Genomic DNA, 22,211 nt, shown 5'->3' on the forward strand with positions numbered 1-22,211 from the left:
GGCAGAGGTGGAAGCATGGTAACATGTGGAGCTGACTGTTACTAATCGGTCGAGGGCTTGACCAAGGAAAGAGGTTGCAAGACCGGGTAAAAGAAGGATGGAATTCAGTGTGTAGTTTTGAAGGTATATATGAGGCCTAGTGGCTCAGTTGGTTAGAGCGCCGCCCTGTCACGGCGGAGGTCGTGGGTTCGAGTCCCATCTGGGTCGTTAAGGAAGAAAAGAGAAGAAAACCCATGGGATCATAGCTCAGCTGGGAGAGCACCTGCCTTACAAGCAGGGGGTCACAGGTTCGAGCCCTGTTGGTCCCATTTAAGATACAAAAGAAGAGGAAGACAAGCAAGGAAGAGAGTTCTGAAGAGGAAAATTCTTTGCCGACGTGGCTCAATTGGCAGAGCAGCTGATTTGTAATCAGCAGGTTATCGGTTCGAGTCCGATCGTCGGCTTTTTGTTTTATCCAAAGGAGATAGAACTATGGATGGATTCCCGAGTGGCCAAAGGGGGCAGACTGTAAATCTGTTAGCGACGCTTTCGAAGGTTCGAATCCTTCTCCATCCATTAGGCGAAGAGAGCCTAAGAAAATCGAATAACGCGGGGTGGAGCAGTCTGGAAGCTCGTCGGGCTCATAACCCGAAGGTCGTAGGTTCAAATCCTGCCCCCGCAATTTCTTTCGTCTATATAAATAGACTTACTCTATTAAATGGTTTTTGAATAGAGTTTGCCCAGATAGCTCAGTCGGTAGAGCAGAGGACTGAAAATCCTCGTGTCACTGGTTCGATTCCGGTTCTGGGCATTCTTCTGAAAAGAAGATGCTATTTAGTTCAACTAAATAAAGATGGGATATTAGCTCAGTCGGTAGAGCACTTGACTTTTAATCAAGTTGTCCGGGGTTCGAATCCCCGATGTCTCATTAATTCAAAAATTGGAAGTGTTGAATACTTAACACTTCCAATTTTTTTGCTTTAAAGGAGAAGGACAATTAAATAGTGAAAACTTAATTTCAAGATTGACTACCGAATGGTAGTTTATTATAATTAAAGAAAGATTTGAGAGGGATTTAAAATATGAAAATGTCACTTTCAAAACGCAGAATATTAGATGAGGCACTCAAATTATTTGCAATAAACGGATATGATGCAACTAGCATAGAACAAATTGCGAATGCAGTCGGTATTCGTAAAGCCTCTTTTTACAGCCATTTTAAATCAAAGCAGGAACTATTAGATACGTTGATAGACGAAATTGAAAAACGATATGAGGTCTATTCCGAATTGATTGAAAAAGATTGTGAAGAATCTATTCAGTGGACTGCGAATGATGTTTTTAAATCAGTCAAGCAACAGTTTGAGTTTCTGCTCAATGACCCTTTTTTTAGTATGGCAAGAAATTTTTTGACAATTGAGCAATTTCGTAATCCTCAATTAGCGTCTCTGCAAAATAAATGCGAATACATTGATGCGTTAAGTTATCATAAAAACCTGATTCAAAATCTTGTCGAAAATGGAATCCTGATTGACAAGGACATAGATATTATGGCATATGAATTCTTTTCTCCTATTTATGTTCAGTTTTACCACATTCAAAGAGAACCGGAATGTAAAGCGGACGCAATGAAGATAGTGGAAAAGCATATCAATCACTTTTTTATTGTATATTGCAAATGATTATATCAGATATTGCAGAAGCGTCAGAAATATTTGGTGGTACAGTACAAAATATACAGGCGCAGATTCGTGAGGTATCAAATGTTCCGGATGCCCAGAATATTCGAAGTCAGGATATCTTGGATAAAGCGAGACAGACGGAAGAAACAGCAGAATCCATGAACAGTATTGTAAGTAAAAATCGGGAAAATGCGAACGAAATCAGCGGAATTGTAGGGCGCTTTTCATAAATTATATATCTAATGTGTTATAATGAAAGAAAAACGTGGAGATGATTTTATGGATAAAAAAGTAACAGAGTTAGTTGATATTTTAAAAGATAGCAAAAGTATTGTATTTTTTGGAGGTGCTGGAGTATCAACGGCCTCTGAGATTCCTGACTTTCGTAGTTCGAATGGTTTGTATAGTAAGAAATTAAACCGTAATTTTACACCAGAACAGGCGGTATCCCATTCTTTTTTTATACAGTATCCGGAAGAATTTTTTGATTTTTATAAGAAAAACCTTATCTATCCGGAAGCGAAGCCAAATGCTTGTCATATTGCATTAGCTGAACTTGAGCAAATGGGAAAATTAAGTGCTGTTGTAACCCAAAATATTGATGGTTTGCACCAAGCAGCCGGTTCAAAACAAGTTTATGAGCTTCATGGATCGGTACTTCGGAATTATTGTATGAAATGTCATGCGTTTTACGATGCAAATTATATATTAGGTGCAGAAGGTGTACCGGTTTGTGAAAAATGTGGTGCAGTTGTTAAACCAGATGTCGTGCTTTATGAGGAAAGTTTAGATGATAAAGTGATTTCTGGTGCAATTCGTTCTATTTCTCAGGCAGATACACTAATAATAGGAGGAACTTCTCTTATTGTCTATCCTGCAGCGGGATTAATCAATTATTTTAATGGTAAAAAATTAGTATTGATTAATAAAAGTTCAACAGTTGCAGACAGTAAGGCTGATTTAGTTATAAATGATGATATTGCGAAAGTTATGAAGTGCGCAATTGATGCGATGAAGATGAAATAAAAATATTAATAGAAAGAAAATCTCCTTTGTTCATAAAATAGGAAAATTTGGACACACTAGAAATGTTGTGTAATACAAGCACTATTTTATAGATTAAGGAGATTTTTATGAATAAACAATTTTCAAATAGTTTAGATGAGAATGTAAAAAATTTAAATAAGCTTCTTGATATAGATAAAAGTTTTGATTTGATTTATCGTGTTATGGAAATTGGAGGTCGGAAAATTTGCTTTTATTTTATTGACGGGTTTACAAGAGATGAAATTATGGAGAAATTGCTTGAGTCATTTCAAAAAATTGAAAGTACAGCATTTCCAAATACAGCATATGAGTTTTCAAAAAAATATATTCCATACGGAGAGGTCGATATATTAAAAGATGAGCAGACCTTTGTAAAAATGTTGCTTTCTGGTGTTCCCTGTCTTGTTATTGATGGATATGCTGAAATATTGGCAATTGATTTTAGAACCTATCCGGCAAGAAGTGTAGATGAACCAGAGAAAGATAAGGTTATGCGTGGGTCCAGAGATGGATTTGTGGAAACAATTGTATTTAACTGCGCTTTAATACGTAGAAGAATTCGAAGTCCTCATTTGGCAATGGAAACATTTGCAGTTGGAGAAAGTTCCAAGACGGATATTGTAGTCAGTTATATGTCAGACAGAGTCGATAAAAAAATATTAAATGAGATAAAAAAACGAATTCAGGAAATAAAAATTGATTCTTTAACGATGAATGATGAAAGTCTGGCAGAATGTCTGTATCAGCATAAATGGTATAATCCATTTCCAAAATTTAAGTTTTCTGAGCGACCTGACACAGCAGCGGCATCAATCTTAGAAGGAAATATTATTATTTTAGTAGACAATTCGCCTTCCGCAATGATTTTACCAACATCTGTGTTTGATATCATAGAGGATGCAGATGATTACTACTTTCCTCCAATTACTGGAACCTATTTGCGATTAAGCCGTTTTATTATTGATATAGCGGCACTAATTTTGACTCCGACTTTTTTAATTTTAATGAATCATCCGGAATGGATACCGCCTTCTTTGCAATTTATTATAATAAAAGATCCAATCAATGTGCCAATTATTTTTCAACTGCTCATATTGGAATTTGCAATTGATGGTCTTAGACTGGCGTCTTTAAATACACCAAGTATGCTAAGTACACCTTTAAGTGTAGTCGCGGGTATTGTTTTGGGAGATTTTACAGTTAGTTCTGGCTGGTTTAACTCTGAAATTATGCTTTATATGGCGTTTGTGGCAATTGCAAATTATACACAATCGAGTTTTGAGCTGGGATATGCGCTTAAATTTATGCGTATTATTATGATTCTTTTAAGTGGTATTTTTGATGTATGGGGATATGTAATAGGTATCATTATTATTGCTACAGCAATTGTGCGAAATCGAACCATATCCGGGCAGAGTTATATTTATCCTTTGATACCTTTTGATGCAAAACAACTTCTTAGAAGATTTTGTAGAGTGAGTCTTCCAAGAGCGAAAAGTGTCCAAAAAAATGAACGGAACAATAAGAATTAAATTTTAAATCAATTATAATATTTTTAAAACTGCAAGGAAGTTCTAAAGATATTATAATTGATGGTTTTTTATGTGGATATGTAATATGACAGAAGAAAAATAGAAAATGGATTCATTGGATTGATGAGGAAACGGGAGAGATTACTACAAAAAGAAAATCACCTAAAGTTGGTTCTTTTTATATGATATTTCCGGAATTATATAGAATAAAATCATACTTAATTATATGGAAGTTGTTGAATGAGTTGGAAAAAAAGGAAATTCTTATATTTATCAAAGAAATTTTACATAATATAACGAAATTTTTCCAAATACGACATGTTCAATCAAAAGTATTTCAGATATAATAATTAATAACAGAAGGAGGGAGTGAAAAAGTGTTGTTATTCTTATACAAAAGAAAGTTTTTTTTGAGCAATTATTCTGATTTGTCGCCAGTTGAAGATAATTTCTAAAAGTGAAAGATAGAATTCATTCACTTTTAGAAACTATTTGGAAATCGAGTCTATTATTTACAAATCTAGTTTTATTTCTATATGTTCTCAAAACTTAATAACGAGAATTCTTATAATATGTTCATACGAATATAGTTCTGGATATACATCTGCATCGTGACATGATTCAACTGAAGACTGATATAGTAAGCCTGCTGCAACATTTGTAAGCAGGTCTTCTTTTTGTTTGAATCCAATTGATTCAATTGAAAAATTGCCAAAGCTTTATTATAAAGAAGACGGTCGAGAAAGTTGCCACAATCTGTTTTTATCGACAGTTGGATTCCTTTATTACAAATTTCAATTGTTTTTTCGAGTTCATTTGCCCGGCTAAGCCAAATTGATAAATTTGTTAAGACGAGTATTCGACCGTAATTTTTTTCGTAGCAGTCCATTCTAGTTTGTACATAAAAGAAATCTAACTGTTTTAGTAATTTAATAGCTGTTTTATAATCTTTTAATTGACCATACGCATTTGCAATATTAAGAAAAATAATTACTTCGGATCGTGTTAATGAAAGATTTGGAATATTTTCTAAGCCTGGATTGGTAATTGTTAATTGCAAAGCATAATATAGTTTGGAAATATAGTCGTGGATGGAAAGCTTTCCGGTGTGGAAATCAATGACTGCTTTAGTTCGGAGCCAGTATTGGTAGCCTCTTATATCACTTTTTTGAATATAAAAGGATAACTGACGAAAAAGGTGTTCGGCCTTGGCATATCGCTCATGTGCAATTGCTTTGCTGAGTTCACGTTTTAAGTTTTGTATATTTAAATTATTAGAAGGTAAAGCAGGTACAAACCGAATACTGGATTTTCCCAGCCGTTTCATTAATTCATTTAAAATAAGTCTGCTTGGTGCCTGCTTTCCGTTTTCAATACGCGAAAGTGTTTCGACTGAGCAAATTCCTTCACTAAGTGCTTCTTGTGTCATATGAGAAGAAATTCTTGATTTTTGAATAACATCGCCGATTGGATAGACTCCCATGGATAAATCTCCTTTATATAGTTTTTTATTTCGGTTGCTTTGGGCTTTTGGTCATAAAGAGAGTAGAGTGAAATTGCAACAAAATAGTCTTGAAGGCAGGCGTATTGAATTGAGAGGGGAAGGGAGGATTTATAAATTTTTTCTTGCGATAATGCTCTTAAACAAAGGAGTTCAGGTAAGTAGTGAAGTTTTCCATTTTTTGAAGAGAATACAATGCCTTTTTTGCATAAATAAAGAGTGTGAGCATAGTTGCCCTGCATGTAATATTGGTAGGCAGCAGAAAAAATAAGTGGATTATACAGCTTTGCCTGTTCCTCCTCGTCAATATATTCATTTTCTAAATAAGGTATTAACTGTGCCAGAATAAAAAGTGAATGTGTATGCTTCCCAATTTTTCTATAAATAGTACATATTTCATATAAAATAGATATTTCTTCTAATGTTAGAAATAATTTAGAAAGATTGGAGATGTTGTAGGAGGGAAGAGTCAGATAAAGGGCTTCTTTTAGATTTTTTATAGATATGGCGTCATTTTTTCTTAAGAACCAGCTTATCAAGCCTTTTTGTTTTTTTATGAATTGTAATTGTAATGAAGTTAAGGGTTTAATTTGACTCTCGTAAAGTGAGAGCTCTTTTTGAGCTTGATGATATTGCTGCGTTTTGATTAAAAGTTTGATTGCTTCTCTTTTATTAAAAAAGTAGAATTCCTCTTCATCTAAGAAAAAATCAAAGCGGTTAGGAGAAGTACCGAGGCGTTGTAATAAAGCGTCAGCTAATAATTTATCAGGCTCACGTTCACCCAACTCAATTCTGCATAATGTGGAAGGTGAACATAAGCCTTTGGATAAAAGTCCCTGTGAGATTTGCTTTTTTGTTCTCAAATGATAAATGACGGCTCCAATTGTTTGAAATTTTGATGAATACATAATTAAAACTCCTGATTTTGTAAGATTTTTTCCTTTAGATCAGGGTCAAATTGTCTGTTTTTAATCATTTCTATTTCGTATTTATAAGGAGCATATGATTTCTTTTCATATAATTTACTTGGGATATAAGGTGTTTCTAATATTTTTGGAATTGACTCAAATTGTTTATCTTCTATGATTTTTAGTAAAGTAGAAAAACCAATGGCGCCAAATCCAAAATTTTCATGTCTGTCTTTTTTTGCACCGCAAGGGTTTTTGCTGTCATTAACATGGAATACCGCAATCTGATCAAGCCCTAAAATGCTATCAAATTGTTCCATTACTTCTTCATAATTGTTTACTAAATCATAACCACTGTCATTAACATGGCAGGTGTCGAAACAAACACGAAGTTTATCATTGTATATTACGCCATCATAAATAGCAGCCAGTTCTTCAAAGTTTCTTCCTATTTCGCTTCCTTTGCCGGACATTGTTTCTAATGCAATGTGAATTGGCGTGTCTTTTGTGATTACTTCATTTAGCCCCTTAATAATTTGCTGAATGCCGATATCGGTACCTGCACCGACATGAGCACCAGGATGTAAAATTAATGTGTTACTTCCGATTGCCTTTGTCCGCTCAATCTCTATATTAAGAAAGTTAACGGCAAGTTCGAAAGTTTCCGGCTTAGTTGTGTTTGCTAAATTAATGATATATGGAGCATGAACGACAAATTCATCAATCTGATGACTTTTCATAAGAGCTTGTCCAGCTTCAATGTTTAATTCATTTATATCTTTTCGGCGGGTGTTTTGAGGTGCTCCGGTATATATCATAAACGTATTAGCACCATAAGAAAGAGTTTCTTTTACTGAACCTAGAAACATATTTTTCCCACTCATACCTACGTGTGAACCTAATTTTAACATGTTATTACCCTGCTTTCTAAAAGATAGTTCTATTATACATACATAAAGATTGTTACACGATAGGCTAAAAGTAGTATTTATATTAATTAGATGTGCTAATTATAGTAAAAAGAAGAAATTTTCCAATAAAAAGTCATAATAGAGTTGTGTCAATTTATATAAAAAATGTGTTATAATTAGGATGACAGGAGGTGTTTTTATGGTTAGACAAACTATTACAGTCTGCAATTCAAACGGTTTTCATATTCGTCCGGTTACGATAATAGCGGATGCGGCATCGGGGTGTACATCTAAAGTAACGATTCATTACGAGCATAATCAAATAAATGCAAGAAGTATATTGAATTTATTATCGTTTGGGATAAAAAAAGGTACGGACATAATCGTTGAATGTGAAGGCGAACATGAGCAGGAAGATTTGGAGAAGATGGTTGATGTGATTTTGCATAAATTAGAAAAAGAGGAAGAATAGTAACATAAAAACACTCTGTTTTCTGACAATGGTTATTCGTCAGAAGCAGAGTGTTTTCATATGAAATACAAGAATTTTATTCGGCTTATTTAAATTTATTACCTAATTTGCTCTTTAAAAAATAAATTATTTCATTTGCTTGTGTCTTATCAATATCTTGTTTTCTTATCAATGAACATAAGTCTTTACTAAAATAAAAGAAAAGATAATTTCTCGTTTCCCATATTTCATAAAAATCGTTGTAAGAAATAATGGTTGTTCCATCACTATTGCGGTTTGTAGCTTCGATTGAGTCACTAAAAAGAGTAATTGTTTGTTCTTTTTTTAGATTTTGTTGATTTGAAATACTATATTTCTTTTTTACTTTTGACTCTAAACGCAGACACAATGTACTTATTGTTACTAAAAACATAAAAAATGTAATAATAAGAAAATTTTTAATTTGAAATCCGTTCGTAAAGAAAGAAACGAAAAAGGAAAGAATAAATGACATTAGAAGAATCGCTAAAAGTACAGAGGGATTCTTGCGAAATGTGATTAAATATAAAAAATTCCGATAATCTTCTCGTTCCATTGTGGTATTAATTTGATATTGTTGATTCATAGTATTATCAAAGCTCCTTTGGAAAGAATATAATAATATTAATGCAATGAACAAAAATTGTCAAACATTGAATATCAGTGTTTTTTTTATTATAATAGAGCTAGATTATGTTGGTTTTGGAGGAAAATGTGTGAAGCTGGAAGAAGTTTTGGATACAGCCATTTTAGTTGGTTATAATTTGTTGCGAAACGGGGCTGAAATTTATCGGGTGGAACAAAGTATCGTATACATCTGTACCGCATATGGAATGCAGGAAATAGAAGCATTTGCGATACCTTCAAGTATTGTAGTTACGATTTCGGATGGCAGACTATCAATGACAAAAAGCAAAAGGGTGCTTACTAGGGATACGGATCTTGATAAGGTGGACAAGTTGACCGATTTGTCAAGAAAGATATGCAGAGAGTTACCGGATTATGATACATTTAAAAAATTGCTTCAGGAGATATTAAATGGACCTATTTATGGAAAGGCTTTGACTTATTTTGCCCACGCTATGATTGGTCTTTCCTTTACGTTATTTTTTGGGGGAAATTACTGGGATGGACTTGTTGGCGGAATGATAGGTTTTTCTATTGCACTGTTAACAGGATTTATGAAGAGATTAAGAGCAAACTTATTTTTTAATAACATTTTATGTGGTTTTTTTTCAGCATTTATTTCCAATATTTTAGCAATAAAAACAGGACTTTTTCATGCGGATAAAATTATTATAGGAACAATTATGTTATTAGTGCCGGGGCTTGCATTGGCAAATAGTATGAGAGATTTTATTTCTAGTGATACGATGACCGGATTATCAAGACTTGTAGAAGCATTGTTTGTGGCTATGGGGATTGCAATTGGAGTTGCGTTTGCTATGAAGTTTGTATAGGAGGTACGCTATGCTGGAAGAATTATTCAGAGGATTACTTCAATGTATATGGGCGTTTTTGGGGTCACTTTGCTTTGGAATCGTATTTAATATCCGGGGAAAAAATTTATTTTATTCAGCTTTTGGAGGATTTGTAGCTTGGGTTGCTTATCTGTTATGTGGTATTGTAGTACCGGAAGAAATTGTACAGTATTTTGTAGCCTCGGTCGTGATTTCTATTTATTCTGAATCAATGGCAGTATATCGTAAGACTCCGGTTACGGTTTTTATTGTGTTAGGAATGGTACCACTTGTTCCCGGAGGTTCTATTTTTTATACAATGCAACATTTAATAATGGGGGAATATCAGCTTTCTTATAAGGTAGGGGTTTACACATTTGCAATTGCAGGTGCGATTGCAATGGGAATTTTAATTGCTTCGTTTTTAGTTCAGCTTTTTAAATTCTCAATTACAAATATTAATCAAAAGAAACATAAAAAGGAAGAAAAAGATAATGGCAAAGCTTTATGAAACGTTAGTGCAGTACGGGAATGGAGAGGTTTATCCATTTCATATGCCGGGACATAAAAGAAATACAAAACTAATGGATATGGTAAATCCCTATTCAATTGATATTACCGAAATTGACGGATTTGATGATATGCACTGTCCGGAAGGAATTATAAAAGAGTCAATGGAGCATACAGCAAAGCTATATGGAGCAAAGAAGACTTTTTTTTGTGTAAATGGAAGTACAGGGGGAATATTAGCCGGAATTAGTGCCTGTTCCAGACATAAAGGAAAGATATTGCTTGCGAGAAACTGTCATAAATCAGTTTACAATGCGGTTTTATTAAATGAATTGAAACCAATTTACATTTATCCACAATTAGTAGAGAATTGGGGGGTAAATAGTCAGATTACTCCACAGAATGTGGAAGAATTGTTGATAACTAATCCGGATGTGTGGATAGTTGTCATTACATCACCTACTTATGAGGGGATTGTATCTGATATAGAGGGAATTGCAGAAGTGACCCACCGGTATGGGATACCTTTGCTGGTAGATGAGGCACATGGTGCTCATTTTGGGTTTCATCCAGCATTTCCAAAGAGTAGTATTGAGCTTGGTGCTGATATTGTAATTCAGAGTGTGCATAAGACACTTCCATGTTTCACTCAGACTGCTCTTGTACAGGTAAATAGTGACTTGATTGATATGGAACGGCTGAGTCAGTATGTGAGTATTTACCAGACGACGAGTCCGTCTTATCTTTTTATGGCTGGAATTGACCGATGTATGAATTTACTTGAGCAAAATTGCACGGAGCTATTTGATTGCTATGTCAAACGGCTGGATTGGTTTTACGATAGATGTAGAAATTTAAAGCATATCGAGTTACTTCAAGCAGATAGAAAGGAAAAAGATTACGGGAAATTGGTCATTTCTGTAAAAAATACTGATATGACAGGACCTATGCTTTATGATATACTGTTAGAAAACTATAAGTTACAAATGGAAATGGTATCGGATCATTATGTAATTGCAATGACAAGCATTGCAGACACAGAGGAAGGATTTGAGCGTTTGTGGCTTGCGCTGGAAGAGATTGATAGTACACTGCTAAAACAAACAAATCAGAATTTTTTTCCAAAATTGGAACAGCCAGAAGTAATATTAACACCTTATGAGGCAGGAGAACGCCAGGGAGAAATAATATTGTTTTCTGATTCTGCAGGAAGAATTTCGAAAGAGTATGCTTATTTATATCCACCCGGAATACCGATTTTAGTACCGGGAGAGAAGATTGAGAAAAAAACGATTGAGCGGATTTTTGATTATAAGAAAAATGGATTACAAATCAAGGGCTTGCGGGATTCTAAAACACAACAAATTGAAGTAGTAAAGGAAGAAGATTAAAACATGTCAAAGCTTTTTATCGTCATGGGGAAAAGTGCCTCGGGAAAAGATACAATTTATAAAAGAATATTGGAATGTAATCTTGGTCTAAAAACAGTTGTTACTTATACAACAAGACCAATCAGAGAGGGAGAGCAGGAAGGAAGAGAATATTTTTTCCGTACAAAGGAACAGCTGGACTTGTTAGAGCAAAGTGGTAAGGTAATAGAATCCAGTTGCTATTATACGATAGATGGACCATGGTATTATTTTACAGCTGACGATGGTCAGATTAATTTGGCAACCGGTGATTATTTAATGATTACTACGGTTGAAAGATATCAAAAAATGCGTTCCTATTATGGGGAAGAGCATGTATTTCCTATTTATATTGAAGTCGAGGACGGACTTCGTTTAGAGCGAGCCCTGCAACGGGAAAGGGAACAGAAACAACCAAATTATGAAGAGTTATGCAGAAGGTTTCTTGCGGATTGTAAGGACTTTTCAGAGGAAAATCTGAAAGCAGCGATGATAGAAAAAAGATATCAAAATATTCAGATGGATATTTGTCTGAAAGAAATTATTGACGATATACAGAGGGAAAGAAGTATGTTATAATAATTTTAAAGTCGATAAGTCTGGATAGCGAAGATATAGCAGGCTGTCTGGGAGTGAATGATGCGAAGAGGTGGTTTCATGAATATTAAAATAGACCAAATGCAACAGGTAAATCAGGTAGAAAATAAACCATCTGTGCAACAGACAGATGGTAGCTTTAAGTTTACTTTAATAAGTAATATTGAGGAGGCCGGACTTCAGGAACGGCTGAAATTAATGATGGAAGATATAACACAGCAGGGAAAAAAGATAGCAAAGCATATGGATGTTAGAGACATGAAACACTATCGTGCGTTAATTAAAGACTTTATGAATGAAATTGTAAATCGTTCCCATAAGTTTAGCAGAGAAAATTTTCTTGATAAACGTGGTCGCCATCGAGTATACGGTATTGTAAAATTAGTAGACCAGACGTTGGATGAGTTGGCGACGGAGCTGATTAAAGACGAAAAAGACAATCTTGCCATATTAAGTAAGATTGATGAAATCCGGGGGTTATTACTTGACATTTTGACTTAATATTTTAATGTCCCGGGGCAATAGAGAAAAATTATTTTGTAGGAAAGAGGTGTAAACGTTGTTATACTTTAATTCAATTATTGGACATGAACAGATTAAACAACATTTACAAACAGCAATTGAGCAGAAGAAAGTTTCTCATGCTTACATTTTAAATGGTGAACAGGGGATGGGTAAGAAGCTGCTTGCCACTGTATTTGCAGAAACATTGCAATGTGAAGACAAAGGAGTCAATCCATGTGGATTATGTAAATCCTGTATTCAGACAGAGTCGAAAAATCATCCTGATATACGATGGATTACTCATGAAAAGTACAGTATCGGTGTAGATGATATTCGGACACAGATTAATAATGATATTGAGATTAAACCTTATAGTGGTCCTTATAAAATCTATATTATTCCCGATGCAGAGAAAATGACAGAACAGGCACAAAATGCGTTATTAAAAACAATAGAAGAACCACCGGAATATGCAGTAATCTTATTGCTAACGGAAAATGTGGATTATATGCTGCAAACGATTTTATCAAGATGTATTATTTTAAATCTAAAACCGGTTAAGCAGAGTATGATTGAAAAGTATTTGATGGAACGTTGTTCAGTTCCGGATTATGTTGCAAAGCTGAGCGCTGCTTTTTCACAAGGCAATGTTGGAAAAGCAATTCGTTATAGCACAGCGAGCGACTTTTTAGAGATGAGGGAAGATACCCTTCATCTTTTAAAATATATTGATGAGATGGAGTTCTATGAGGTTGTAGAAGCCATCAAGAAATTATCTGAGCATAAGCTGGAGATAAATGACTGCCTTGATTTGATGCAGCTTTGGTATCGTGATATTTTAATGTTTAAGGTGACAAAGGATCCGAACACATTGCTGTTTAAAGAGGAATATAGATTTATTGTAGAACAGGCAAAAGTCCGAAGTTATGAAGGAATTGAGATGATAATTAAGGCAATAAATAAGGCGAAACAGCGTCTGAAGGCAAATGTCAATTTTGAAATTGCAATTGAGCTTATGTTATTGACAATAAAGGAGTGCAGAAATGATTAATGTAATAGGCGTCCGTTTTCGCAGAGCGGGAAAAATCTATTTTTTTGACCCAGCCGGGTTGGGAATTAAGACAGGTGACAATGTAATTGTAGAAACCGCAAGAGGGATTGAGTATGGGAATGTAGTTATTGGTTCGAAAGATGTCGAAGAAGATAAAATAATTCAACCATTAAAGCCTGTTATCCGTGTTGCGACAGTCGAAGATGATGCAATTGAGCAAAAAAATAAAGAAAAAGAGAAAGAAGCATTTCAAATCTGTTTGGAGAAAATTGCAAAACATGGATTGGAAATGAAGCTTATTGATGTAGAATACACGTTTGATAACAATAAAGTTTTGTTTTATTTTACTGCAGACGGAAGGATTGATTTTCGTGAGTTGGTAAAAGATTTGGCTTCCGTATTTAAGACAAGAATTGAGTTAAGACAAATTGGTGTCAGAGATGAAACGAAAATACTTGGTGGTATTGGTATCTGCGGAAGACCTCTTTGCTGTCATACGTATCTTTCTGAATTTGCACCGGTTTCAATAAAGATGGCCAAGGAACAAAACCTTTCTTTAAATCCGACAAAGATTTCGGGAGTATGTGGAAGATTAATGTGCTGTCTTAAAAATGAAGAAGAAGCATACGAAGAGTTAAATAGTAATCTTCCGATGGTCGGAGATTTTGTTCAGACGGTTGATAACTTAAAAGGTGAAGTTCAGAGTGTCAGTGTATTAAAACAATTAGTCAAGGTAATTGTAACATTAGAAAATGATGAAAAAGAAGTAAGAGAGTATAAAGCAGAGGATCTTAAATTTAAGTCCAAAAGAAAAGAACACAATAAAATGACACAGGAAGAACTTAAAGCAATTCGTGAGTTAGAACGTTTGGAAAAAACAGAAGGAAAGTCTAAACTGGATGATGAATAGAGAAGAACTTTTAAAACCGGAAGAGCGGTTGGATGATTTACAGAGAAATGGATATAAGATTATACAGCATCCGAGTAAATTTTGCTTTGGAATGGATGCTGTGTTGCTATCGGGATTTGCAAATGTAAAACCAGGAGAGTCAGTACTTGATTTAGGTACAGGCACTGGTATTATTCCTATTTTATTAGAAGCAAAGACAAAAGGAAAAAAATATGTAGGATTGGAGATTCAGGAGGAAAGCGCTGATATGGCGACTCGAAGTGTCCAATACAATAATCTGGAGGAAAAGGTGCAGATTGTACATGGAGATATAAAAGAAGCCTCTGCGTTGTTTGGCAAGGCTTCTTTTGATGTAGTTACAACAAATCCTCCTTATATGAATGATCAACATGGAATAAAAAATCCAAATCTGCCAAAAGCAATTGCAAGACATGAAATATTATGTTCTTTGGAAGATGTAATTCGGGAGGCTTCTTTCGTATTAAGAGAAAACGGAAGATTTTATATGGTTCACCGTCCGTTTCGCTTAGTAGAGATTATAACATGGATGACAAAGTATCATTTAGAACCGAAGCGTATGCAGTTCGTTGCACCTTATGTGAACAAAGAACCGAATATGGTTTTAATCGAAGGATTAAAGGGCGGAAGGTCAAGAATAAAAGTTGAACCGATTTTGATTGTTCATAAAGAGCCGAATGTTTACACAGATGAAATATATAAGATATATGGTTATTAGAAATGGAGAAAACTATGGCAGGAAAATTGTATTTATGTGCAACACCAATTGGTAATTTGGAAGATATTACTTTTCGTGTTCTTCGCACATTAAAGGAAGTAGATTTGATTGCAGCAGAAGATACCAGACATAGTATCAAGCTGTTAAATCATTTTGATATAAAGACGCCAATGACAAGTTACCATGAATTTAACAAATATGACAAGGCTAAATATTTAGTAGAGCAGTTACAGAATGGAATTTCCATTGCCTTGATTACAGATGCAGGGACACCGGGAATTTCAGATCCTGGTGAGGAATTGGTTCGGCAGGCATATGAAGCAGGAATTGAAGTGACTTCGCTTCCCGGACCAGCGGCGTGTATTACAGCATTGACTTTATCCGGTCTATCTACAAGACGCTTTGCATTTGAGGCATTCTTGTCACAGGATAAAAAAGAGAAACAGAGAATTTTATCCCAGTTAAGGAACGAAACTAGGACAATTATTATTTACGAAGCTCCACATCGTCTGCTTCGCACGCTAAAAGAATTGCTGGAAGTCCTGGGAAACAGGAAGATGACTTTGTTACGTGAATTGACGAAGTCGCATGAAACGGTATTTCAAAGTACGATAGAAGAAATTATTGAATATTATGGAGATAAGGAACCAAAAGGGGAATGTGTTCTTGTAATTGATGGAAAATCCGAAAAAGAGCTGGAAAAAGAGCAAAAAGCACAGTGGGAAACGATTAGTTTGGAAGAACATATGAAGCTTTATCTTCAGAAGGGCATGAGTAAAAAAGATGCGATGAAGGCGGTTGCAGGGGATTTGGGAATATCAAAGAGAGAGGTATATCAAAGATTATTGTAATCAAAAAGCAGGCAGAATAACAATTTTGTTATTCTGCCTGCTAAAATCTTTTATACACTCTGTATTAAATGTATAAAAGGAGGAGAAAAATTCAGCAGATAAGGAGAGGGGAGTGTCTTATCTGCTGTATCAAAAATGAGAGGGGGAGTATAATTATATTATATAACTTATAGAAGCTATATAAACTAATTAGCTATTACTCAATCACTCCGGCAATTTTTGCCATTTGGATTATTGAATCTTTTGATACTTTCTTACCGCAAAAATCATATAACTCATTTTTTTCACCAGTAAAAATATCAGCAGGTTCATACTTTGTTAAAACGATTTTGTCGCCATCAACGAAGATTTCTAATGAATCTCTTTCACCTACTCCAAGAGTTCTCCTTAATTCAATTGGAAGGGTGATACGACCAAGTTCGTCAAGCCTTCTTACGATTCCTGTGCTTTTCATGTATTTGTCTCCTTTACTGTATCTATATATATAAGATAACACATAGTTATTTATAGAACAATTCAATAATTTATCTTTATATAGCATTTTTTTAATGTAAAAAATGACAAAAATCGACAATTCATGAAAAGAGGGAATAAAAGGAAGTTAAATTGAAAAGTTTTGAGATAATAAAATCCAGCAAAATCAAGGGAAAAGAGAAAAGGAAAATTTGCCCTAGGAATGAATAGACAGAATTTGACATAAAATACTAAATATAATCTGACAGATAGTAGCATTAATTTAAGTATGGCAAAAATTAGTAAAAAAATAGACAGATAACAATAACTTGAGGGGAGGGTGCTATTGTTATCTGTCTTTCTTCCTTATATAAAATGTATAAAAGGAGGAGAAAAAGTTCGGCAGATAAGAAGAGGGGAGGGTCTTACCTGCCATATTCAAAAAATGAGAGGGGGAGTATAATTATATTATATAACTTATAGGAGTTATATAAAGTAATTAGCAATTAGCTAATTATACCGGTTATAAAACCGTCTGTATAATTATATCAGTAGATACATCAACTGGTTTGTTAACCTGTTCCGTATCTATGGGTATAATATACTACATCAAATCCAAATGGACAATTCATAAATTTATTCATATATAGCATTTTTTTAATCTGCTTTTTGGTAAAAATCTACAAAACGCAAAAAAAGGTGAATGTTGGGGTAAAATGTTTTGGTCAAAAAAGTGCGAAAAAGACGATAAAATCAACATTGTGTAAAAAATGGGGAATTTTGAAAAAGAGAAAAAAGAAGAAATTTTACAAAATTTAGAAGCCTAAATATAGCGTTATAGCACTAAATTAAGAATGGGAAAAAACTTTGCTAAATAGAGAAATTTATTTGCAAATTTAGAGGAAAAAAATCAGTTTTATGTAAATTTTTTTTAGAAAATAAATTGTAGGTTATGGGAATAAGGAGGGATACTGCTCAATATATTAGTTAGGAAAGGAGAAGCGGGATATGATTAATTATTTATGGGGGGCTATGATATTAGCCGGTGTCGTTGTTGGAATGGCAACGGGAAGAATAGGAGAAGTGAGTACAGCTTCTATTAATTCTTCTAAGGAAGCAGTTACTCTTTGCATTACAATGCTTGGAGTTATGTCACTTTGGACAGGGCTTATGCAGGTTGCAAAGGCAGCAGGTATTATTGAGGCATTGACGAAGGGGCTGGAGCCGGTTATTTCATTTTTGTTTCCTACAATTCCTAAAAAACATAAAGCTAGAGAATACATAGCAGCTAATATGATTGCAAATATATTAGGTCTTGGCTGGGCTGCAACGCCAATGGGATTAAAGGCGATGGAAGAATTAAAAAAATTGAACAATGGAAGTAAAATAGCCAGCACGGATATGTGTACATTTCTTATCATTAATATTTCTTCACTTCAAGTTGTTCCAGTCAGTGTAATTGCTTATCGCAGCCAATATGGTTCGGTGAACCCGGCTAAAATTGTTGTACCGGCAATTATTGCTACGTTTATTTCCACAATTGCAGGTGTTACATTTGCTGTTATAGCCAGAAAATGTGCAAAGGATAGGGAGGAAGAAGAATAATATGAATATGTTATTATATTTGTCAGATTTTGTGATTCCGCTTATCTTTTTTTATGTAATTGGTATGGGATTTCTGATGAAAATTAATATTTATGATGAATTTATAAAAGGTGCGGAGGATGGATTCAAAGTTGTCCTTGGGATTATGCCTACATTAATTGGTTTAATGGTTGCGATTGGGATTCTTAGAGGATCTGGTGCACTTGAAATGTTTGCACGGGTTATTGCACCGGTGACTTCATTGATATCTTTTCCAGCTCAGCTTGTACCATTGGTAGTTGTGAAAATGTTTTCATCTTCGGCTGCAACGAGTTTATTGCTAGATGTATATAAACAATTTGGTCCGGACTCGTACTTAGGACAGCTTGGCTCTATTTTGATGAGTTGCTCAGAAACTATATTTTATACAATGGCTGTTTATTTTATGACAGCCGGTGTGAAAAAGACCAGATATACCCTTGCGGGAGCTTTATTTGCTACCTTTGCGGGAATCATTGCAAGTATGGTACTGATGAAAATGTTTTAAAGCAGTAATCGGACTTTTTTACTAGTTGAAATTTACAAATTTAGGTAATGCCTTTTTGTTATTTTTTTATGAAATTTTCCGATATAAAAGATAAGAAAAACTTGTTGTTTTTGATTTTATATCAGGAGGATAGGTTATGAAAGTTAGTAAAGGAGAAGGTTCTATGTCTATTAATCTTACAGTGCAAGAAGATAAGATTAATCGGACAGGAGAAAAGCAAGAAAAGAAGAATAAAAAGGCGAATTCTATTTATGCAGGAAATATGAATTTAATGCAGAGTGATAAAATCGCTGAAAAGAAAATTAAAGCAAAAAGAGAGGCTTTAAAAACCATTATGGATACGTTTGCCAGTGAGCATGAACTTGATACATGGCAAGAAGAGAGTCAGAAGCAGATTGATGAATTGGTTGTAAGTCGTCAGGAAGCTTTGAATGAAATGGGGAAGTTGGATGAACTAAAAGATTTATCAATGCTGAATCTTGGTGAAATGAAAGAGGTATGGCAGGAACGATATGACAGCGCAGGTGATGAAATAAACGGAATAAGAGCTTCGATTGTCAATGTAAAATTAGAACGATTGAAATCGTCACCAATGGTCGCTGCAACTAAAGCTGCAGATGAGATTATGGAAGCAGCAAGTAAGGAAATTATTGGAATGTTACAGCAAGAGGCAATTGATCATATTGATGAAACTTTAGAAAACAATAAGAAAAAAGCAGAAGAACAGTCAAAGAAGAAAGAAGAAAAAGAATCTGCGAAGAATGATTCTAAAATGGAAACTAAAACGGAAATGGACAAAACTGAAAGCTTTACAGAACTTGAAAAATTGCAAAATGAATTATCTGGAGAAATTAAAAAATTGCAAAATAAATTGTTAGACGAAGATATCAAAGGACTTAAAGTAAATAAGAGGACATAATTAAGTATTAGGGAAGCGAGAAGAATGGCTGTTGCAAAATGATGATATTTAACATTTTGGGACAGTCTTTCTTTTTGCAAAATGAGGATATATGCTTTACCGACGGGAAAAAGTAATATAAAATAGAGGTAGAAAAAGGAAAGAAGGGATTTTGTGAATAAGTTATGGAATAAAATAATCGAATGTATAGAAGAGGAAAAAAATGTTGTCCTTGTTACTGTAATTGATACGTTGGGGTCAACTCCCAGAAGTGCGGGAGCTAAAATGCTTGTAGATAAGGACGGCATTTTAACCGGAACAATAGGAGGAGGTGCTGTTGAGTATAAAGCAATTGAGTTAGCGAAGCAATCGGTACTAGATGAAACTTCGTTTATAAAGGAATTTTCACTAAACAGAGAGAAAAAAAGTGAATTGGGAATGGTCTGTGGTGGAAATATGACGTTGGCTTTTCAATTTATAAGTTTTAAAAATAAGGGTTTCGTGCAATTATGCAAATGGATAAAAAAGGAAGAGGTAAATGGGTGTCCTTCTGGCGGAGCAATTATTCAGAAAAAAACAGATTCTGTTTTAAAAAGAGAATGTTGGCTTGTTACAAAGGTTGTTGAAGATGGTGAATGGGAAATTGGGCTGTATACGAAACAAGGTTCTATATTTGGTTGGGAAAGTTTAAGTAAAATCGAAGAAAAAAATTTTACAGAACAACTTATGTGTTTTGATTTGGATGGTTGGCAATATTACAGTGAGCCATTTGTGCAAGAAGGAAAACTTTATATTTTTGGAGGAGGTCATGTGGCACAAGAGATTGTTCCGGTTGCCAGTCGCGTTGGTTTTTCTTGTATAGTATTTGACGATCGAGAAGAATTTTCCAATAAGAAGCTTTTCCCATTAGCAGAGCAAACAATTGTCGGGGACTTTGAACATATTTCTGAGAAAGTGGAAATAACAGAAAATGATTATGTAGCAATTATGAGCAGAGGACATGAATGTGATTATATAATTCAAAAACAGATGTTAAAAACACCTGCATTTTATATTGGAGTAATGGGAAGCAAAAAGAAGCTGGCATATCTTGAACAAAAGCTTTTAAACGATGGGTTTACGAAGAAAGACATAGAACGGTTTCAAAGTCCGATTGGAACAGACATTATGGCGGAAACTCCAGAAGAGATTGCAATTAGTGTCGTAGGAGAGCTCATTCGAACAAGAGCTCTGAAACGAAAAAAATAACTTGTAAAAGAGGTGGAAGAATAAATAGAATTTCAAAATACCCCCCTAAGTGGGATAATGTTGGAGCAGAACCAACAGAAGAATTAAAAAAGAAAGGTTTTGTTGCTGGGTATAAACCGCCCGCAAGTTTTTTTAACTGGTTTTGGAATCAAGTTAGTAATTGTATTCAGGAACTATATAAAAAATTAGCTGGAGTAGAAGAAAATGCAAATTACTATGTACATCCAACTTTTATTAAGAAATAATTGCATGGAAGAAATAACCATGCTACAATAGAATACAGGGAATAACCGTGTACAGGGTAGTTGACCTCTTCTCATACAAAAAGAGAGGAGGTGGTGCAAATGAGTACATATGAAGCGTTGATGATTATGTTGACCTTTGGGTTGCTTATTATAGCACTTATCTCCTATTTAGATAGGAAATAAAATAAAAAATAACTACCCTTTGTTTTGACCGACTGGGGTAGTTATTATAACACTATTTAGAGGTCAACCACTTTGTGGGCGGTCTCCCTTTTCTAATTTAACTATAACACAGGAACATAAATTTTACAAGTAGGTTTGGCACTCTTCGGAGTGTCTTTTTTGATGGAAAGGAATATGAGCATATGAAGATTAATGTACACGCTGGACACAATCCAGATGGAAAAATAGCTTGTGGAGCGGTGGGATTTATAAAGGAATCTACCGAGGCAAGAAAAGTAAAAAAGGAAGTAATAAGATTATTAAAACAGAAAGGACATACCGTATATGACTGTACGGTTGAGAATGGTAAAAGTCAAGGTGATGTACTCCGAAAAATTGTAGCAAAATGCAACGCTCATAAGGTAGATTTAGACGTGTCGATTCATTTTAATTGTGGAGTAAATGACAAAAAAGGAAATGGAAGGACAACAGGAACTGAAGTATATATTTATTCCAATTCGAGCAAATCAAAACCATATGCAGAGCAAATTGTAAAGCAGATAGCAAAGTTAGGATTTAAGAACCGTGGAGTTAAGACAAGTGCAAGTTTATATGTACTGAAGAATACAAAAGCACCATCACTTTTAATTGAGTGCTGCTTTGTGGATGATAAAGACGATGTGAAATTATATCAGTATAAACAAATGGCAAAGGCGATTGTAAAGGGAATCACAGGTTAAGTTTTTCTTGTAAAAGGTAAAAAAATGTAGTAAGATAAAAACAGGAAGTGATTCATACACTTTCTACTCCCACCCTATTATACGCTTGAGCAAGCCCCTTAGAGTTATTCTTTGGGGCTTGTTTTTTGTTCTTGTTCCCATTTTATTATTTCTTCGTATGGAGCAATATCTTCAACTCTACATCTCAATGCTTTTGCTATTTTTTTAGAAGTTGTAATTTTGCACTTGCATAGAGAACCGAAGTCAGATTCATATT

25 protein-coding genes and 7 tRNA genes are annotated in these 22,211 nt (G+C 34.4%); 27 read left to right on the plus strand and 5 right to left on the minus strand.

The annotated features are described in order from the left end of the window. The first annotated feature begins 133 nt into the window (after positions 1–133). From FYJ58_RS13185 to FYJ58_RS13235, 11 genes are all read left to right on the plus strand, one after another. Positions 134–207, plus strand: a tRNA-Asp gene (locus FYJ58_RS13185). Between the two features lie 28 nt (positions 208–235). Further along, positions 236–308: transfer RNA gene (locus tag FYJ58_RS13190), tRNA-Val, on the plus strand. Between the two features lie 62 nt (positions 309–370). After that, a tRNA-Thr gene (locus tag FYJ58_RS13195) sits at positions 371–443 on the plus strand. A gap of 30 nt (positions 444–473) precedes the next feature. Next, a tRNA-Tyr gene (locus tag FYJ58_RS13200) sits at positions 474–555 on the plus strand. Positions 556–587: 32 nt separating this feature from the next. Next, a tRNA-Met gene (locus FYJ58_RS13205) sits at positions 588–661 on the plus strand. A gap of 56 nt (positions 662–717) precedes the next feature. Then, a tRNA-Phe gene (locus tag FYJ58_RS13210) sits at positions 718–790 on the plus strand. 44 nt (positions 791–834) lie between these two features. Continuing rightward, positions 835–907 (plus strand) — tRNA-Lys (locus tag FYJ58_RS13215). A gap of 154 nt (positions 908–1,061) precedes the next feature. Beyond that, a complete protein-coding gene (locus tag FYJ58_RS13220) occupies positions 1,062–1,661 on the plus strand; it encodes a TetR/AcrR family transcriptional regulator (RefSeq protein WP_154520180.1) in 600 nt (199 codons plus the stop codon). After that, on the plus strand, positions 1,658–1,891 hold the full coding sequence (locus FYJ58_RS13225) for a hypothetical protein (RefSeq protein WP_154520181.1): 234 nt from the start codon (positions 1,658–1,660) through the stop codon (positions 1,889–1,891). Before FYJ58_RS13220 ends, FYJ58_RS13225 begins: the two co-directional genes overlap by 4 nt. A gap of 49 nt (positions 1,892–1,940) precedes the next feature. Then, complete coding sequence (locus FYJ58_RS13230; RefSeq protein WP_154520182.1) at positions 1,941–2,687, plus strand: NAD-dependent protein deacylase; 747 nt, start codon at positions 1,941–1,943, stop codon at positions 2,685–2,687. Positions 2,688–2,794: 107 nt separating this feature from the next. Continuing rightward, positions 2,795–4,240 (plus strand): spore germination protein, encoded by a 1,446-nt coding sequence (locus tag FYJ58_RS13235; protein WP_154520183.1) that lies wholly within the window; start codon positions 2,795–2,797, stop codon positions 4,238–4,240. Between the two features lie 565 nt (positions 4,241–4,805). Here FYJ58_RS13235 and FYJ58_RS13240 read toward each other — a convergent pair. The 3 genes from FYJ58_RS13240 to FYJ58_RS13250 are packed head-to-tail and all read right to left on the minus strand — an operon-like array spanning position 4,806 to position 7,560. Further along, a complete protein-coding gene (locus FYJ58_RS13240; RefSeq protein WP_154520184.1) occupies positions 4,806–5,723 on the minus strand; it encodes a helix-turn-helix domain-containing protein in 918 nt (305 codons plus the stop codon). Next, the gene (locus FYJ58_RS13245; RefSeq protein ID WP_154520185.1) at positions 5,666–6,649 is read right to left on the minus strand and encodes a helix-turn-helix domain-containing protein; all 984 of its coding nucleotides are present in this window, start codon (positions 6,647–6,649) and stop codon (positions 5,666–5,668) included. The genes FYJ58_RS13240 and FYJ58_RS13245 overlap by 58 nt, the downstream gene beginning before the upstream one ends. A gap of 2 nt (positions 6,650–6,651) precedes the next feature. After that, entirely contained in the window at positions 6,652–7,560 is a 909-nt protein-coding gene (locus tag FYJ58_RS13250) for a deoxyribonuclease IV (RefSeq protein WP_154520186.1), read from the minus strand. A gap of 199 nt (positions 7,561–7,759) precedes the next feature. Between FYJ58_RS13250 and FYJ58_RS13255 the strand changes: the two genes are divergently transcribed. After that, positions 7,760–8,032, plus strand: coding sequence for an HPr family phosphocarrier protein (locus FYJ58_RS13255; RefSeq protein WP_205839263.1), 273 nt, complete (start codon positions 7,760–7,762; stop codon positions 8,030–8,032). Positions 8,033–8,117: 85 nt separating this feature from the next. Here FYJ58_RS13255 and FYJ58_RS13260 read toward each other — a convergent pair whose 3' ends face one another. Beyond that, on the minus strand, positions 8,118–8,636 hold the full coding sequence (locus tag FYJ58_RS13260) for a YcxB family protein (RefSeq protein WP_154520188.1): 519 nt from the start codon (positions 8,634–8,636) through the stop codon (positions 8,118–8,120). Positions 8,637–8,766: 130 nt separating this feature from the next. Here FYJ58_RS13260 and FYJ58_RS13265 point away from each other — a divergent pair, with 130 nt between their 5' ends. The 9 genes from FYJ58_RS13265 (at position 8,767) to rsmI (ending at position 16,078) form a co-directional block, all read left to right on the plus strand. Next, the gene (locus FYJ58_RS13265) at positions 8,767–9,510 is read left to right on the plus strand and encodes a threonine/serine exporter family protein (RefSeq protein WP_205839264.1); all 744 of its coding nucleotides are present in this window, start codon (positions 8,767–8,769) and stop codon (positions 9,508–9,510) included. Positions 9,511–9,520: 10 nt separating this feature from the next. Continuing rightward, on the plus strand, positions 9,521–10,021 hold the full coding sequence (locus FYJ58_RS13270) for a threonine/serine exporter family protein (RefSeq protein ID WP_154520190.1): 501 nt from the start codon (positions 9,521–9,523) through the stop codon (positions 10,019–10,021). Next, positions 10,005–11,411 (plus strand): aminotransferase class I/II-fold pyridoxal phosphate-dependent enzyme, encoded by a 1,407-nt coding sequence (locus tag FYJ58_RS13275; RefSeq protein ID WP_154520191.1) that lies wholly within the window; start codon positions 10,005–10,007, stop codon positions 11,409–11,411. Before FYJ58_RS13270 ends, FYJ58_RS13275 begins: the two co-directional genes overlap by 17 nt. Before the next feature lie 3 nt (positions 11,412–11,414). Beyond that, positions 11,415–12,008, plus strand: a complete 594-nt coding sequence (locus FYJ58_RS13280) for a nucleoside/nucleotide kinase family protein (protein WP_154520192.1) — start codon at positions 11,415–11,417, stop codon at positions 12,006–12,008. A gap of 78 nt (positions 12,009–12,086) precedes the next feature. Beyond that, on the plus strand, positions 12,087–12,527 hold the full coding sequence (locus FYJ58_RS13285; protein WP_154520193.1) for a YaaR family protein: 441 nt from the start codon (positions 12,087–12,089) through the stop codon (positions 12,525–12,527). Positions 12,528–12,585: 58 nt separating this feature from the next. Continuing rightward, positions 12,586–13,581, plus strand: coding sequence for a DNA polymerase III subunit delta' (gene holB, locus FYJ58_RS13290; protein ID WP_154520194.1), 996 nt, complete (start codon positions 12,586–12,588; stop codon positions 13,579–13,581). Next, on the plus strand, positions 13,574–14,491 hold the full coding sequence (locus tag FYJ58_RS13295; protein WP_154520195.1) for a PSP1 domain-containing protein: 918 nt from the start codon (positions 13,574–13,576) through the stop codon (positions 14,489–14,491). Before holB ends, FYJ58_RS13295 begins: the two co-directional genes overlap by 8 nt. Then, positions 14,481–15,227 (plus strand): tRNA1(Val) (adenine(37)-N6)-methyltransferase, encoded by a 747-nt coding sequence (locus FYJ58_RS13300; protein ID WP_331464207.1) that lies wholly within the window; start codon positions 14,481–14,483, stop codon positions 15,225–15,227. The genes FYJ58_RS13295 and FYJ58_RS13300 overlap by 11 nt, the downstream gene beginning before the upstream one ends. A 14-nt stretch (positions 15,228–15,241) precedes the next feature. Continuing rightward, positions 15,242–16,078: a 16S rRNA (cytidine(1402)-2'-O)-methyltransferase gene (rsmI, locus tag FYJ58_RS13305; RefSeq protein WP_154520196.1), complete on the plus strand. Its 837-nt coding sequence runs from the start codon at positions 15,242–15,244 to the stop codon at positions 16,076–16,078. A 196-nt stretch (positions 16,079–16,274) separates the two neighbouring features. Here the strand turns inward: rsmI and FYJ58_RS13310 are convergent, their stop codons facing one another. After that, positions 16,275–16,532 carry an AbrB/MazE/SpoVT family DNA-binding domain-containing protein gene (locus FYJ58_RS13310; RefSeq protein ID WP_154520197.1) on the minus strand — a complete coding sequence of 86 codons (258 nt, stop codon included), beginning with the start codon at positions 16,530–16,532 and terminating at the stop codon, positions 16,275–16,277. Positions 16,533–17,539: 1,007 nt separating this feature from the next. Between FYJ58_RS13310 and FYJ58_RS13315 the strand changes: the two genes are divergently transcribed. From FYJ58_RS13315 to FYJ58_RS13335, 6 genes are all read left to right on the plus strand, one after another. Then, entirely contained in the window at positions 17,540–18,136 is a 597-nt protein-coding gene (locus FYJ58_RS13315; protein ID WP_154520198.1) for a nucleoside recognition protein, read from the plus strand. A 1-nt stretch (position 18,137) separates the two neighbouring features. After that, complete coding sequence (locus FYJ58_RS13320; RefSeq protein WP_154520199.1) at positions 18,138–18,662, plus strand: spore maturation protein; 525 nt, start codon at positions 18,138–18,140, stop codon at positions 18,660–18,662. Positions 18,663–18,798: 136 nt separating this feature from the next. Then, positions 18,799–19,581 carry a hypothetical protein gene (locus FYJ58_RS13325; protein ID WP_154520200.1) on the plus strand — a complete coding sequence of 261 codons (783 nt, stop codon included), beginning with the start codon at positions 18,799–18,801 and terminating at the stop codon, positions 19,579–19,581. Positions 19,582–19,734: 153 nt separating this feature from the next. Next, a complete protein-coding gene (locus tag FYJ58_RS15200) occupies positions 19,735–20,808 on the plus strand; it encodes an XdhC family protein (RefSeq protein WP_154520201.1) in 1,074 nt (357 codons plus the stop codon). A gap of 344 nt (positions 20,809–21,152) precedes the next feature. Beyond that, a complete protein-coding gene (locus FYJ58_RS15405; RefSeq protein WP_408647382.1) occupies positions 21,153–21,236 on the plus strand; it encodes a putative holin-like toxin in 84 nt (27 codons plus the stop codon). Between the two features lie 182 nt (positions 21,237–21,418). Then, entirely contained in the window at positions 21,419–21,955 is a 537-nt protein-coding gene (locus tag FYJ58_RS13335) for an N-acetylmuramoyl-L-alanine amidase (RefSeq protein ID WP_154520202.1), read from the plus strand. The last annotated feature ends 256 nt before the right edge of the window (positions 21,956–22,211 follow it).

Origin of the sequence: Velocimicrobium porci (genome assembly GCF_009696045.1) — a bacterium.
In the GTDB taxonomy this organism is placed as follows: domain Bacteria; phylum Bacillota; class Clostridia; order Lachnospirales; family Lachnospiraceae; genus Velocimicrobium; species Velocimicrobium porci.

Bases quoted from the DNA above. Each gene is read 5' to 3' on its own strand.
- FYJ58_RS13220 (WP_154520180.1), top strand. From the start codon at position 1,062: ATGAAAATGTCACTTTCAAAACGCAGAATATTAGATGAGGCACTCAAA.
- FYJ58_RS13225 (WP_154520181.1), top strand. From the start codon at position 1,658: ATGATTATATCAGATATTGCAGAAGCGTCAGAAATATTTGGTGGTACA.
- FYJ58_RS13230 (WP_154520182.1), top strand. From the start codon at position 1,941: ATGGATAAAAAAGTAACAGAGTTAGTTGATATTTTAAAAGATAGCAAA.
- FYJ58_RS13235 (WP_154520183.1), top strand. From the start codon at position 2,795: ATGAATAAACAATTTTCAAATAGTTTAGATGAGAATGTAAAAAATTTA.
- FYJ58_RS13240 (WP_154520184.1), bottom strand. From the start codon at position 5,723: ATGGGAGTCTATCCAATCGGCGATGTTATTCAAAAATCAAGAATTTCT.
- FYJ58_RS13245 (WP_154520185.1), bottom strand. From the start codon at position 6,649: ATGTATTCATCAAAATTTCAAACAATTGGAGCCGTCATTTATCATTTG.
- FYJ58_RS13250 (WP_154520186.1), bottom strand. From the start codon at position 7,560: ATGTTAAAATTAGGTTCACACGTAGGTATGAGTGGGAAAAATATGTTT.
- FYJ58_RS13255 (WP_205839263.1), top strand. From the start codon at position 7,760: ATGGTTAGACAAACTATTACAGTCTGCAATTCAAACGGTTTTCATATT.
- FYJ58_RS13260 (WP_154520188.1), bottom strand. From the start codon at position 8,636: ATGAATCAACAATATCAAATTAATACCACAATGGAACGAGAAGATTAT.
- FYJ58_RS13270 (WP_154520190.1), top strand. From the start codon at position 9,521: ATGCTGGAAGAATTATTCAGAGGATTACTTCAATGTATATGGGCGTTT.
- FYJ58_RS13275 (WP_154520191.1), top strand. From the start codon at position 10,005: ATGGCAAAGCTTTATGAAACGTTAGTGCAGTACGGGAATGGAGAGGTT.
- FYJ58_RS13280 (WP_154520192.1), top strand. From the start codon at position 11,415: ATGTCAAAGCTTTTTATCGTCATGGGGAAAAGTGCCTCGGGAAAAGAT.
- FYJ58_RS13285 (WP_154520193.1), top strand. From the start codon at position 12,087: ATGAATATTAAAATAGACCAAATGCAACAGGTAAATCAGGTAGAAAAT.
- FYJ58_RS13295 (WP_154520195.1), top strand. From the start codon at position 13,574: ATGATTAATGTAATAGGCGTCCGTTTTCGCAGAGCGGGAAAAATCTAT.
- FYJ58_RS13300 (WP_331464207.1), top strand. From the start codon at position 14,481: ATGATGAATAGAGAAGAACTTTTAAAACCGGAAGAGCGGTTGGATGAT.
- rsmI (WP_154520196.1), top strand. From the start codon at position 15,242: ATGGCAGGAAAATTGTATTTATGTGCAACACCAATTGGTAATTTGGAA.
- FYJ58_RS13310 (WP_154520197.1), bottom strand. From the start codon at position 16,532: ATGAAAAGCACAGGAATCGTAAGAAGGCTTGACGAACTTGGTCGTATC.
- FYJ58_RS13315 (WP_154520198.1), top strand. From the start codon at position 17,540: ATGATTAATTATTTATGGGGGGCTATGATATTAGCCGGTGTCGTTGTT.
- FYJ58_RS13320 (WP_154520199.1), top strand. From the start codon at position 18,138: ATGAATATGTTATTATATTTGTCAGATTTTGTGATTCCGCTTATCTTT.
- FYJ58_RS13325 (WP_154520200.1), top strand. From the start codon at position 18,799: ATGAAAGTTAGTAAAGGAGAAGGTTCTATGTCTATTAATCTTACAGTG.
- FYJ58_RS15405 (WP_408647382.1), top strand. From the start codon at position 21,153: ATGAGTACATATGAAGCGTTGATGATTATGTTGACCTTTGGGTTGCTT.
- FYJ58_RS13335 (WP_154520202.1), top strand. From the start codon at position 21,419: ATGAAGATTAATGTACACGCTGGACACAATCCAGATGGAAAAATAGCT.